The sequence below is a fragment of the Paenibacillus sp. FSL K6-3182 genome, assembly GCF_037976325.1.
Classification (GTDB): Bacteria; Bacillota; Bacilli; order Paenibacillales; family Paenibacillaceae; genus Pristimantibacillus.
Genome location: NZ_CP150265.1, coordinates 6,538,730 through 6,552,094, shown reverse-complemented (window position 1 = coordinate 6,552,094; position 13,365 = coordinate 6,538,730). Strand labels below are relative to the sequence as shown.

Here is a 13,365-nt window from a genome sequence, read left to right as displayed (position 1 = left end):
TTTATTCATTTCCCTTTTTCTGGTGAGGCTCATTTCACTAGGAATGTTAATTCAACCTTGCTTTGAGTGTATGAGACCAAAGCTTGTGAATTTCTGCTGCAGAACAGTTGAATGCATCTTCAAAATCGAGTGGATTTCTGATGATTTTATTAAGGGCGTCAATGCCATAGTGTTGTAAAACAAATTCAGAGAGCGTATAAGAAAATTGAAACCCCTTTTTCTCATCAAATTCCCATGTGTTATCTTCTAAATCCTCAAAAGTAGGAATTTGGCTGTGTTTCACAAGCTCTGCTATTGAAGAATCGATGTATTCCTTTGTCATGAGACCAGCTTCGTATCCGCCTAGTCCTTGGTATAACCATTTTGGAGCGGCAGGGTTAATATCTGTCACCAACCAAATCGTATAGAGATGGAGTGTTGATTTAAGAATGGATTGATACGTATGTTCTGGACCTGGATGGAGCGGAGAAGCAATTTTTATCGTATTATTCTCAATTACACCCATAAACCAATTGGGCGCATCTGGCTCACCAACCGCATGGTGGAAGGATTGAAGATCTGGATAAATTTCTATTGATATTTTTTTTGAAGGTTGATGTCTTAATTGCGTACAAATACGATCAACGCTGGTTTTCAGATGATTGATGATATCTTGATACACCTTGCTATCCTGCTCGGATGCACCCTTAAGCTCATTTTTACTAATAACAGTAATATAGTCGATTACAGACATAAAGCTTCGAACCTCCTCGTCATTGTGCAATTCTTTTCTTAACTTTTCTAAAGCTCTGTACAGGCGATTTTTGACTGCGCTTAATTTCATCTGAGTAATCTCGGACACCTCTTTCAAAGTGCAGCCGACATCATAATGGAGCGAAATGATTTCACGATCAATCTCGCTTAATTGTTCTAAAGCTAAGGTGATATCGATTCGTATCTCTACATTTTTGGTGAATTCAAAAGATATAAAACGATTTTCTAAGTGGTTTAAGTCTACATAGGTTTCGCAATTACGATCTTTTCTACGGAATTCATTTTTTAAATTGTTGTTCGCAATATGGCATATCCAAGTGAATAGACTAGAATCACCACGAAAACTATTGATGTGCTCCATAGCCTTCATAAATGTTAGCTGTGTTAAATCCTCTGCAGTCTGAATGTCGACCTTCAGCGAGAGAAATCTTCTAATTCTATCGTAATATAGCGTGAAAATGTCCTCGAATTTGTCGTGGGCCCCTGACATCAAGTGAACCTCCCCCTGTCTTCACGTTTATTAGACACCAGGGAGATGGAAAAAGCCACAGCAAAATGTATTATTTATGGATTGAATTTTTTGTTAGTGCTTAAAGGAAAACCTCCCGTTAATTCGATAAATAAATGGCTTTTTGCCCCATTAGCAGGAAATTCTCCTGCTATATTCGTCAAATAGGCCCATTTGGTGAGGATATGCAGAAAATAACAGGAGTTTTTCCATCTAGTGGCTTTGAGAGCAAATAATCGTTTTAATTAGCGGGGGAGTATTTTCTGTTAAATGGCTTAGCAGCTGCTAAGTTACCTCAGATAGGAACGCCAAAAACAAAGGAGCAGCCACCGCGGCTGCTCCTTTGTTTTGCGAATCATTTGTTTGAACTTCCACTCACCATTAATACTTCAGCTTCAACAAATTGCGTTCCGCAATGAAGGTTGTTGTATTAAACAGCAACAGGACATCCTCAATCCCGTTGGCTTCCATGTAGTCACTAATGTTGCCGTTATAGTAGCGAATGTCGATCACATGGATATCCTCGACATGCTGCGTCAGGAAAGGGAGGAAGCTGTGCGCATATGAATCTTTAATGACGAGCAGCTTCTTCTTATCGGCTTTCTTCGGTGGAAGTTCGCTGTGAAGCGTCATTAAAGCGTGCACGCCGCCAAGAAAATACGAGTATTTATCCTTCTTTTCCAAATAGCTCGAATCAAACATGGTCGTCAAGGTTTTGTCCGTATCAGCGACATACATGTCTGTTTTAATACCGTTTTTAGCTTTGTAGGCTTCAATGGAATCAGGTGTTAAACCGCTGAACTGACCGCGAGTATGATAGCTGCCTAAAAAAGAGTTGGTAACGGTCTCGATGTCGAAATCCTTCTCGGCCATTGGCGTCCAGCCCATCTTCTCCGCGTAAGTAACATAGGCTAGATAGGCGCCATAAGTCGTCCAGTGGTGGTCTGTTTTGTAATAAAGCGGTCTGCTGCTGCCGGCTTCAGGCTCTAGAAATTCGAATCCGTCGATAAAGGACAAGCTCCCTTTAACCTGATCGGCAATAAAGCTGTTTACCTTCGTTTGCGGGTAAGCATCAGCCAGCCATGGCAGCCGTTCTGGATACAGGCCTATGGAGGTCGGAGCAAGCATAAAGGTGATGTTGGCGTTAGGATGGTTTTGTACAAACTTGTTCACCGCAGCAGTGTATTCATCTATATCTTTATAGTTCGGTTCATTAAATTTCTCGAACAAATAGCCGTCAGAGCCTTTGTAGATGCCGTTATTTTCCTGCTGCAGGCGAAGCTGCTCAAATACAGACTTCGTCCATACCCAGTTGGTTCGGAAAGGAAAATGATCGGTTACGTAGTTTTCCGTATCATCGGCAAACTTCTTAGACCAAAGATTATCCCAAGTCAGCTCAGGTGACTTCTGGAGCGTGCGATTCTCAACGTCCGAGAATGCTTGTACGGGCAGTAAAAAAAATAATAACGACATAGCAAATAGGACACCGACGAAGCCCCACACAAAAACGTGGTCCGTCTTCTTGCTCAAAACCGCCAGCCTCCTTTTACATTAAAAACGGAAGTAAAGAAATGGGTTAAACGTCGCATCAACCAAGTAAGCAACGGACATAAAGAACAATAAAGCATGCCAGCCAAGCTGTAAAACGGGTCGCGTACTTCTGTTTTCCTTGAGCTTGCGCTTAGGCAAGGATGCGAGCACTAATAATACGAGTAAAATCGCATTTGTGTACAATAAATATAAAGTTTCATTATTCCATAATGGCTGGTCATTGGCGCCAAACATCGCAGCAAAGTAAGTACCCATATTACCTAAATCGTCAAAGGCAAAGAATACCCAGCCGATCAAAATAAGCAGCAGCGCATACACATGCCTAACCCAAGCTGGCATTCGCTGCAGCAGCTTTAGTCCAAACCATTTTTCGAACACAAGAACAACGCCGAAGTATAAGCCCCAAAGTAAAAAGTTCCAGCTGGCTCCATGCCAAATACCGGTCAGCAGCCATACGATCATAATGTTGCGAAGTTGTATCCATGGACCTTTGCGGTTGCCGCCAAGCGGTATGTACACATAGTCGCGGAACCAGGTGCTGAGCGATATATGCCAGCGGCGCCAAAAATCAGTAATGCTTTGCGCCGTATAAGGACGATTAAAGTTTTCGTTAAACCGGAAGCCAAACATCATGCCAAGCCCTATGGCCATATCGGAGTAACCGCTGAAATCAAAATAAATTTGGAAGGCAAAGGCGATAATGCCGAGCCAAGCGGTCAAGGCAGGCATCGTATCTGCTCCTGTGCTTGATATCGTGTTCCATAACAGTCCGATATTGTTTGCGAGCAGCACCTTTTTCGCTAAACCGATAATAAATCGTCTAACGCCTTCAGCGAACAGCTCGATGTTCACTGTGCGATGGCGCAATTGCTCCGCAATTGTAGAATATTGCACGATTGGTCCTGCGACCAATTGAGGGAACAAAGCGACAAACGTACCGAAATCAATCCAGTTGCGTTGTGCCTTTGCTGTACCTCTATAAACATCAATAATGTAGGACATCGATTGAAAAGTATAAAAGGAGATACCGATTGGCAACGCCAGTTCAGTTAATGGTATTTGTGTACCTAATAGTGCATTCACATTGTTAATGAGAAAATCAGCGTATTTAAAATAACCAAGCAAGGTTAAGTTTACGACGACAGAGGCGACGACAATCCATTTCCGCTGCAGGCTGCTCCGCTTCGGGTTGCTAAGAGCAAGTCCGAAGCTGTAGTCAGTAACCGTCGAGAGCAGCATAATTGCGATGTACACGGGCTCGCCCCATGCGTAGAATACGAGGCTTGTGGCGAACAAAACAAAGTTTTTAATTCGCCACGGAGACACGAAATACAGCAGCAATACAGCAGGGAGAAATAGAAATAGGAAAAGTAGACTGCTGAATACCATATTGCTTATTTTTTAGCGAAGAAGGAATCGAATTCAGTTACAAATTTATCCGCTTGTTCAGAAATGACGAAAAAGACGTGATTGCCTTTCGCTACAAGCTTGTAGTTTTTGGCGTTTTCGTACTGATCTGGCAAATAAGTTTCAAACGATTTTTGAACATCCGCAGCACGTTTCTTGATTCCGTCCTCAACAGCAGCAATATCTTTAGCATCCTTCACTTTGAAAACAGCTATTTCATTTGTTTTAACATTCATTAATGGTGACATAATTGTATATTCTTCCAGAATAGATGGATCGAAGTAATACATTTGTTTCACCATGTCGCCTGTCATTTCTGCTAGCGCGGGTTGTTCAATTTTGGCCAACATGCCGTCAACCATCTCTTTTGTCGTTTTTGTTGTTACGAATTGCTCTTCTTTGTTGCCTGATGTATTAGAATTAGCTCCTGAATTTGAGTTCGAACCTGAGCATGCCGTCAGCACCAAACCTAAAGCAATGACAAGCATAAATGCAAAATATCTTTTTTTCATCGTAATCAATCTCCTCGGTGTCATTTTTGTTATCAAGTTTAAAAACGGAAAATATTAAGTTTATGTTGCAGGTTTAATTATTATGGTAAAAAATAACGTTAATAATTCATAAGATTATGATTATTTAATTTACGAGAAAAATGAGTGATTACGCGGAGTTTTTGCCATAGAGGAGAGGCTTGACCATGAAGCAGCAATGCTTTTTGATGTATCGATGGTCAAGCTCTCACAAAAAACGAGGTGGACAGAGTGGGCTCGAAAAATAGAAATTCAACTTGGAATGAATGCTGGGTGAACGCTCGGCACAAAAAGCAATTACGGAGTCTTCGAATTCGAATAAACGCGATCCTCGGAATTGCCGAGCACGAGCTCGCATTGGCCTGCTGCTGAAAGCTTGTCCAAATACGCTGCCACAGCAATGTAGATGCCAGGCTTGCCGGTAGACATTCGTGTATCTTGTACAAGCTTCTGTTCAATTAAGAAGTTAGAGATCGCTAATGTGCTGATACGTCCGTACTTGAGAGCATCATCAACGACACGCTGAGCCGGCTGTGACAAATAAAAGGGACTTGAAGTTTTGGCATTCGAGCTGCTTAGCTCAGATTCTCGCATTGCGGCAGCACCTAATTTTTTGCCAGCCTCCTCGAATGCAAACGCATCTTGGTTCACCGGAGGCTCATCGAACACAAACGCGCCTTGGCTCTCTTCAATCTCATCAAAGACGAAGGCGCCTTGACTGTTTTCGATTTCATCAAATACAAACGCACCTTGGCCATCATCGGAATTGTCAAAGCTGAGTACGCCTTGCGTTACTTCGTTATCTCCAAAATCGAAGGAGCCTTGCGAATGGTTTGGAGGGTCAACAGGCTGATTGCTGTTCTCCATGATGTCCTTGTCGGAACGGTAGTCGCTATGCAGGTTCGGGGTCTCCGGTATTTGCTGTTCCTCGTCTTCTGAAGACGATTGATCATAGAAGGTTAAAGCGGCTGCTATTCGCTTCTTCCTGCTCGCTAGGTCCAGTTCATGCAGTCTTCTGCGGATACGGGACAGCTGTCTCTCCAGCAGCGGAAGATTGGCATCGATATGTGCTTGAATGTCGGCAGGTACTTCAAGCTCAGATGGCAGCGGCAAAAAAAGATGCTGATCGAGCTGCCAGCCATCTCTATATTTGCATAACATTTCATTCATCTCGCCATCGAGGATGTCGAAGCCTTTCATAATATCCGATATGGCTTTCGCATCAATTCCGGTATGCAACTGTAAATGCTCGATACCGAAGTAGCGGATCGTATTGGTAGGGAGATGAAGCACCTGATGCTGATAGCGCAAGGAACGGCCGCATTCACATTTTGTATGAGGAGATACTTCGCCGCTATCGGTGAACCCGATATAGTCCCATTCCTCAATAAACGATTCAATATCCTCGAATTCAGCGTCCTCGGGAATGAACTGGCATTTTTTTCGGGCAAGCTGTCGTGCGAACAACGTTCTTCTGCCTCTAACGAGCTCATGGTGCAAAAAATGACGCTGCTCCTCCGTGAGCGTTCCCATTATGTTATCGCGCTGCTCCAGCGACATCTCGTATTTCATAACACACCTCTATTCCGTCTAAAAAGGGAGTGAAGTCCCCCTTTATTGCATACTTTATTTATTCACATTATAGATGGGGGAGCACAAGAAGTCATTAGCGATGCCAAACAATACAACTCATTACCCGTTTTTTCATAATGTTCAATCCGTATCCTTAAGATTTGTTGCTCAAAAAAACGAATTCGTCCGATCAGGATTTGAAAGTGTATAATATAAAGAAGCTGAGGTTGTATAGAATTTATTTCATAATAAAGGCAGGTCTTCATACTTATGTCCAGCAAAAAAGAGAAAATTGAAGCTCCTAAAATATCAAGCGAATTGCAATCTTTAGACGTTCCTGATTACGAATGGGCGGATGAGATTGAGATTAGCGACAGCATCATTCAAGACAGCGGTGTTCATAATCAATCGGCTTATAAGCCTTGTTTTGATCGTGTGGTGTTTAATAACGTATCGTTTCGGGCGACAAGCCTGCGAAAAGCAGAATTTACCGATGTTCGTTTTGACAACTGCGATTTATCAAATATCGATCTAAGTGAAGCGGTATTTCATCGAGTCGCATTCCTTAATTGCAAGCTGCTTGGCATGGATTTGACAGGCTCAATGCTGCGCAACGTAAGGTTCGAGCAATGTGTGGCGGATTATGCGGTACTGCGCTTCACCAATGCCAAAGGCGTTAAATTCGAAAAAAGCTCGTTAGCCAAAGCGGACATGTCCAATATGACATTAGCTAATTTCTTTCTGCATGAAACAAATATTGATCAAGCACAGCTATCCCAGACGAAGCTTGGCGGCATCGATATTAGCAGCTGTGAATTTAACAGCTTAGGCGCTTCGCTAGAGGATTTGCGGCGCTGCATCATCTCGCCTGCACAGGCGATTACAATGGCGACGATTTTTGGGCTTGTTGTGAATGATGGAACATAATGGCGAGCAGTATACCAACGCCTAAATGATAATAGAGAAGATCACTGCGTACGAGCAGTGGTCTTTTTTTGCATGGAAATGATTTACTTATATATCGTGACGTGATATAATCGCGTTATGATATATCGAGATGCGATATATTATAGGGTGATATACACTTTCGGTAGTTCCACACAAAAGGAGCCGAGTCACAATGGAGAAATTACTTCGCAATTATTTGCCAATGTCGGAAACGGCTTTTTATATTTTGCTGTCGCTTATAGAGACTCGTCATGGTTACGGGATCATGCAGCATGTAGATGAACTAACGAACAATAGAATTCATTTAGGGGCCGGGACTTTGTACGGAAGCCTGTCGCGCATGGAAAAAGACAGCTTGATTGAAGTTGTGCTTGAAGAGGATAGGCGTAAATTTTATCGCATCACGGATGACGGTAAAACCTTGCTCAAACTAGAAATGAACCGGATCGGAGAGCTGTATCATAATAGTTTAAAAGTGGAGGGGAAACTTCATGAATAACGAGAAACGGGTGACGAAATGGTGGGTAAGCTGGGATTCGGAAAAAATAGAGAGATGGCTTGAGCAAGAGGAGGCTGAAGGATGGCATCTGAGGAAAGTAAGCGGCAATGTCGTTCGTTTCCATTTCCAGAAGGGTGAGACTAGAAAGCTACGATATTGCCTCGACTATCAGATGAACAAAGACCCAAACTATGTGCAGCTGTTTAAAGAAGCAGGCTGGGAGCTCGTATATTCCGGCGCAGGCTGGTTTATTTGGCGAATGCCCTACAGTGAGGTGCGGCCTGAAATCTACTCCGATCTGGACTCTCTAATTGATCGCAACAAAAGAATTTTGTCTCTGCTTTCAGTCGTATTATTCGCACAGTTTCCCATTATACTGATTAACATTTTTCCGTTACAAATGTTCAACCCATGGTCATTAATCATTTTAGGTTTGTATATGATCGTTGTTGGGTTGTTTGTTTATGGTATTATTCGTATCGTTTCCAATAATCGAATGCTTATCAAGAGACGAGATTTGCATAAATAGCACAGAAGTAGAGGCTGCCCACGGGCAGTCTCTTTTCTTTTTTCACATGTGTGCACACCGTTTTGAGCAGGTGAAAAAATCAAACCTGAGTGAACATAAACTCTTCATTTTCGGAAGAATTAGGCGGTCTAATGGAAGTTCATTGCTGTCTAAATTGTTCAGTTGAAGAGACGGTACACCTAAGCTAACATTCATGGAGACGTTCTAAGCAGCATGATCTGCAAACGCATACATAAAGAGCGGATACCCAAACTAAAGGAGGAATTCAATTGTTGAAAAGAAAGAAATGGCTGTCTTTGGCGCTATGCTTCTCTCTATTAGCAAGTTTTCTAACCTCGCTTGCCCCTGTAAACGCAGCAAGTGAAGGGCTAGAGGAAGCTTTAGCTGTCACCGACGATTTTACAGAGCAGGAGCTGAAGGATAACGATTATATTTTATATTTCGTTAATGCAGGTGATTCAACCCCGAAGACGGTTGAAGGGAACGACAAGCTGGGCTTGTATAGCTCGGTTACGGAGCAGGTATATGGAATTGATCCCCTAACGTCTAAATCATGGGGCTTGGTGACGACAACGAGCGGCACAAACGTCTGGGATGCAACGACCAAATCCGGATCGTTAAGATATTATAACGGTACGCAGGTTAGAGATAAGGCACTGGCTTATGACTTTGAGCTGCCAACAGGCGAATATGACGTGACCTTTGGCTTTAATAATCCGTGGAGCGGAAGAAGCGTGAACTTGCTGCTGGAAGGGAATAACGTTTCTGGCGGTGATTTTGCAATTGGCGGTGAAGGGGCTGAAAAATCGGTTACTTATCGCAAAATCAGCGTTACCGATGGGATGTTAAACGTAAGGATACAAGGGCCGGCAACAGCTGCGCTCTCAAACTATAACGATCCACTCGTTAATTATCTCATCATTAGACAGAACAGAACGGTTCCACTTTCTGATTTAGATGACAAGATTGCAGCAGCAAGAGCTGAAGCAGCAAACACGAAATATACGCCATTCAGTCTCGCAGTACTGAACGAGGTCATTCAAGAGAGTGATTCCATTCTGCAATCGCTAGTAGGCAGCGGTGCGGATATTACGGATCTCGCAATTCAGGAGCAGATTATTTCGGCTATCGCAGCATTATCAAAGGCGATATCAGAGCTGGCAGTTAAAGAGACATACAATTCTTTTAAACCGGGTGCGGTTTGGAGAGATACGAACGGGGCGCTCATTCAAGCGCACGGCGCTGGCATGATGTTTGATGAGAATACACAAACCTATTACTGGTACGGCGAGGATAAAACCTATGGTTATTTGCCTGCCAGAGGGGTAAGGGTTTACGCGTCTAAGGATTTGTACAACTGGGAGGATCATGGACTCGCCCTGACAGCGATCGGTTCCATGGATGACTTTGAGAATGATCCGCTTATTTCAGAGCTATATGCTGGTCGGACAGATCAAGCCGATATTTTGAACGACATCGGTACGGACCGCATCATTGAACGTCCTAAAGTGATTTATAACGATCATACAAAAAAATATGTAATGTGGATGCACACGGATGGCCCAAGTGCGACATCGACAGCCAACTATGCAAAAGCAGAAGCGGGCTATGCGCTTAGTGACTCTCCGCTCGGACCTTTTGTCTATCAGGAGAGCCACCGCATGGACCAAGCGCCTAAGGGAGCAACTGATAACGGCCAGCCAAACCAGCCAGGCATGGCTCGGGATATGACGTTATTTAAGGATGACGACGGCACCGGTTATTTGATTTATTCGAGTGAAGAAAATTTAACAATGTACATCTCCAAGCTCAATGATTCGTATACAGATGTTGTTGGTTGGCATAAAGACGGCAACGAAGAGCGAGATACGGAGTACAAGGGAGTGCATGGCGAGGACTATGTGCGCGTATTCCCGCTAGCTCAGCGCGAGGCACCAGCACTATTTAAGTACCAAGGGAAATATTACATGATTTCATCCGGTGCGACGGGCTGGGCTCCGAACGTGGGCAAATATACGGTTGCCGACAGCATGATGGGACCGTGGAAAACGATGCGCGATGTTGCGCCCGGAAGCTCAACGACCTATGGCTCGCAGAGCACTCAAGTGATTACAGTAGACGCGGCTGCGGGGAAATTCATCTATATGGGTGACCGCTGGAATCAAAACGATCTTGCGAATTCCCGCTATATTTGGCTGCCGATTGAATTTGGTCAAAATGATGAAATTGCCCTTCAATGGCATGATGAGTGGTCGCTTGATTTGCTCGACAGCATGGGGAAGGTGACATTAAATACTCCGCTTCCTGCAAGTACAACAATTGGCAAAGCGCCAGCACTTCCGACTACTGTACAAGTGACCTTATCGGATGGAACGGTGAAGGATACGCCGATGAGCTGGAGCATAAATGAAGCGTCATTCAAAATTCCGGGGACGGTGCGCGTCAGCGGCAAGCTGACTGAGCTCTCCAATAAAATAATCGAACATCAGATGTATGTCATTCCAGAGGGCAGCGCTTATTTTGTTCATGCAGGCGGTGCGGAAACGTCAGATTATAAAGATATTACTCAATTGATTGGCGAAGAGCATTTGCTAAACGGAAACGTTATCGATCAGAAATACGATCCGGCGAACAATCAAACTTGGGGTTATATCGGAGACAATACGCTGACATCCGGTACGAACAGCGGCAATATTTTTGATGGATTGCGGTATTTGAAAAGCAATGCCGGCAATGATCTCTCGTACCGTTTCGACATCGATAATGGAAGCTACGATGTTTATGTAGGCTTGTACGACCCGTGGTCCCAGTATTCAAACGGCAAACGGATTGCTGATATTTTGCTGAACGGAACGGTGAAAACAAGCGGGTATGTTTTCTCCTCAGCAAAAGATGTGCTTAGCTATGGCAATGTAGCCGTTGATAACGGAAAGCTGGAGCTGACGGTGCATCGAGCGGCGAATGCAGGTGCCACCAGTTCCGATCCGCAAATTAGCTGGATTATGATAACGGATAGCAAAGGCGATGTTGTTGAGACTCCTGCAGAGCTGATTGTCCATTATGACATGAGCAAGCTGGAAGGTACTTCGGTCATTGACCAGACTGGCAAATACAATGGCACATGGATTAACCCTGCCAACGCGGAGTGGATTAAGACAGATGCAGCCGGAGCCATCAGCTTTGCAGGCGGCAATACAAGCTCTTATATTGAAATGCCGCAGGGTATTTTGGATGGGCTGACGGATGTCACGGTATCTGCCCTTGTCAATTGGAAAGGCAAGAACAGTGCAGAATGGCTGTTTGCGCTTGGACAAGGCGATACACATTATTTGTATGTGACGCCAAAATATAATGCAGACAGCACGGCGCGATTCGGTATTGCAACGAATGGCTGGCGCAATGAAGTGGCGACGAAAGCGCCGCTGCTCCAATCAGATGATTGGAAGCTCGTTACGGCAGTAATGTCGGGTACAGAAAACAAGCTGTCGCTGTATGTAGACGGCCAGCTAGTCTCATCTGGTAATGCTGGCGGCTTTACTCTCGATCAAATTAACAATAAAAACGGCATCAGCGGTCTTATTGGAAAATCCTTTTATGCGGGAGATGCTTATTTTGGCGGTATGATCGCAGACTTCCAAATCTATAATGGCGCACTTCCTGCCTCTGAAGTGAGCGAGCTTCATGTGGCGGCAAATGAGAAGCTGGCAAGCATGGAGGTGCTGCTGCTACAACATGCTGCCGATCAATTAGATGACCTGAGCTTCCTTGGGGAGAATAGCAGCAAGGATGCAGTGCTGACGGATCTTGAGCTGCCAATGACTGGATTGCATGGAGCAACCATTACATGGCAATCAGATAATGAGTCAATCATTAGTAATAGCGGTACTGTTGCACGGCCTGTTTTTGAAAATGGAGATGAAATTGTAACACTGACCGCTGTTCTATCAGATGGAAAATCGACTGTATCAAGAACGTTCACGTTCACTGTGTTGAAGCAGCCGGATACGGCTGTTCATGTAACAGGAGTTACGGTGAACAAGGATGCGGTTACGCTGAAGGAAGAAGAGCAGCTGCAACTGAATGCAGAAGTTGCACCGCTGAATGCGGATAATAAAGCCGTGTTATGGTCCAGCGATGCAGCAGCCATTGCATCAGTCGATACAAACGGCATTGTTACAGCTCTAAAAGAAGGAACAGCTACCCTTACGGTTGTGACGGTAGACGGCGGATTTACAGCTAAGGTTGTCGTAACGGTGGAGAAAAAGAAGGACACTGGCGTAGAGCCTAGCCCAACTCCAGATCCAACACCGAGCCCTAGCCCGGACCCTACACCAAGTCCGAGTCCAGATCCAACGCCTAGTCCGACGCCAAACCCTGGAACGAACCCAACACCAAGTCCGGTTCCAACACCGAGCCCAGACCCTGAGCCGCATTTCAAGGATACAGCAGGGCACTGGGCAGCGGCATCGATTAACAAGCTGTTGGACAAAAACATTTTGGGCGGTTTTCCAGATGGCAGCTTTAAGCCTAATCAGGAAATGAGCAGAGCGGAATTTTCAGCTGTTATTTACAGATTGTTGGGCTTAAATGCAGAAAGCAGCGAACCTGGCTTCGGAGATATTACACCGACAGCTTGGTATAGTAAATATGTGAATGGTTTACATGCTGCTGGAATTATAACTGGCTTTGATGATGGCAGTTTCAAGCCGAATCAGGAAATGACGAGAGAGGAAGCATTCGTTATTTTGTATAGAGCGGTTAAAGATCAAATGATCGTTGCCTCCGGAGCGGCAAAACCATCCTTTGCGGATGAGCCCAGCGTGTCCAGCTGGGCCAAAGAAGCGATAGCAGCATTAACGGAAGCGGGTATCATTAAAGGTTATGAGGATGGTTCAATCAGGCCAAAGGAAAAGATTACACGCGCCGAGATTGCATCGATTGTAGCAAACTTCGTCAAATAGCAGGTTTAACGCGAGACATCCCAAAATAAGGGATGTCTTTCGTTTATTTAAATATAAGGCAGTATATTTTTTTTCTAAAGAACGCCGAATGCGTTTTAGCTTGTTAG

Annotated in this window: 9 protein-coding genes; 4 read left to right on the top strand and 5 right to left on the bottom strand. The window is 44.3% G+C overall.

Features of this window, described 5'->3' with window-relative positions; all coding sequences use genetic code 11:
• Nucleotides 1-46: 46 nt before the first annotated feature.
• The 5 genes from MHH56_RS28755 to MHH56_RS28735 form a co-directional block, all read right to left on the bottom strand.
• Nucleotides 47-1,243 carry an RNA polymerase sigma factor gene (locus tag MHH56_RS28755; RefSeq protein WP_339205040.1) on the bottom strand — a complete coding sequence of 399 codons (1,197 nt, stop codon included), beginning with the start codon at nucleotides 1,241-1,243 and terminating at the stop codon, nucleotides 47-49.
• A 399-nt stretch (nucleotides 1,244-1,642) separates the two neighbouring features.
• Nucleotides 1,643-2,791: a DHHW family protein gene (locus MHH56_RS28750; RefSeq protein ID WP_339205039.1), complete on the bottom strand. Its 1,149-nt coding sequence runs from the start codon at nucleotides 2,789-2,791 to the stop codon at nucleotides 1,643-1,645.
• Nucleotides 2,792-2,812: 21 nt separating this feature from the next.
• Nucleotides 2,813-4,201 (bottom strand): MBOAT family protein, encoded by a 1,389-nt coding sequence (locus MHH56_RS28745; RefSeq protein ID WP_339205038.1) that lies wholly within the window; start codon nucleotides 4,199-4,201, stop codon nucleotides 2,813-2,815.
• Nucleotides 4,202-4,206: 5 nt separating this feature from the next.
• The gene (locus tag MHH56_RS28740; protein ID WP_076267328.1) at nucleotides 4,207-4,731 is read right to left on the bottom strand and encodes a DUF4358 domain-containing protein; all 525 of its coding nucleotides are present in this window, start codon (nucleotides 4,729-4,731) and stop codon (nucleotides 4,207-4,209) included.
• Between the two features lie 315 nt (nucleotides 4,732-5,046).
• Complete coding sequence (locus tag MHH56_RS28735; protein WP_339205037.1) at nucleotides 5,047-6,321, bottom strand: DUF3895 domain-containing protein; 1,275 nt, start codon at nucleotides 6,319-6,321, stop codon at nucleotides 5,047-5,049.
• A 270-nt stretch (nucleotides 6,322-6,591) separates the two neighbouring features.
• Here MHH56_RS28735 and MHH56_RS28730 point away from each other — a divergent pair, with 270 nt between their 5' ends.
• From MHH56_RS28730 to MHH56_RS28715, 4 genes are all read left to right on the top strand, one after another.
• Nucleotides 6,592-7,248 (top strand): pentapeptide repeat-containing protein, encoded by a 657-nt coding sequence (locus MHH56_RS28730; RefSeq protein ID WP_339205036.1) that lies wholly within the window; start codon nucleotides 6,592-6,594, stop codon nucleotides 7,246-7,248.
• 193 nt (nucleotides 7,249-7,441) lie between these two features.
• Complete coding sequence (locus tag MHH56_RS28725; RefSeq protein WP_339205035.1) at nucleotides 7,442-7,768, top strand: PadR family transcriptional regulator; 327 nt, start codon at nucleotides 7,442-7,444, stop codon at nucleotides 7,766-7,768.
• Nucleotides 7,761-8,297 (top strand): DUF2812 domain-containing protein, encoded by a 537-nt coding sequence (locus tag MHH56_RS28720; RefSeq protein WP_339205034.1) that lies wholly within the window; start codon nucleotides 7,761-7,763, stop codon nucleotides 8,295-8,297. Before MHH56_RS28725 ends, MHH56_RS28720 begins: the two co-directional genes overlap by 8 nt.
• A 269-nt stretch (nucleotides 8,298-8,566) precedes the next feature.
• Complete coding sequence (locus MHH56_RS28715) at nucleotides 8,567-13,258, top strand: S-layer homology domain-containing protein (RefSeq protein ID WP_339205033.1); 4,692 nt, start codon at nucleotides 8,567-8,569, stop codon at nucleotides 13,256-13,258.
• The last annotated feature ends 107 nt before the right edge of the window (nucleotides 13,259-13,365 follow it).

Bases quoted from the DNA above. Each gene is read 5' to 3' on its own strand.
- MHH56_RS28755 (WP_339205040.1), bottom strand. From the start codon at position 1,243: ATGTCAGGGGCCCACGACAAATTCGAGGACATTTTCACGCTATATTAC.
- MHH56_RS28745 (WP_339205038.1), bottom strand. From the start codon at position 4,201: ATGGTATTCAGCAGTCTACTTTTCCTATTTCTATTTCTCCCTGCTGTA.
- MHH56_RS28740 (WP_076267328.1), bottom strand. From the start codon at position 4,731: ATGAAAAAAAGATATTTTGCATTTATGCTTGTCATTGCTTTAGGTTTG.
- MHH56_RS28735 (WP_339205037.1), bottom strand. From the start codon at position 6,321: ATGAAATACGAGATGTCGCTGGAGCAGCGCGATAACATAATGGGAACG.
- MHH56_RS28730 (WP_339205036.1), top strand. From the start codon at position 6,592: ATGTCCAGCAAAAAAGAGAAAATTGAAGCTCCTAAAATATCAAGCGAA.
- MHH56_RS28725 (WP_339205035.1), top strand. From the start codon at position 7,442: ATGGAGAAATTACTTCGCAATTATTTGCCAATGTCGGAAACGGCTTTT.
- MHH56_RS28720 (WP_339205034.1), top strand. From the start codon at position 7,761: ATGAATAACGAGAAACGGGTGACGAAATGGTGGGTAAGCTGGGATTCG.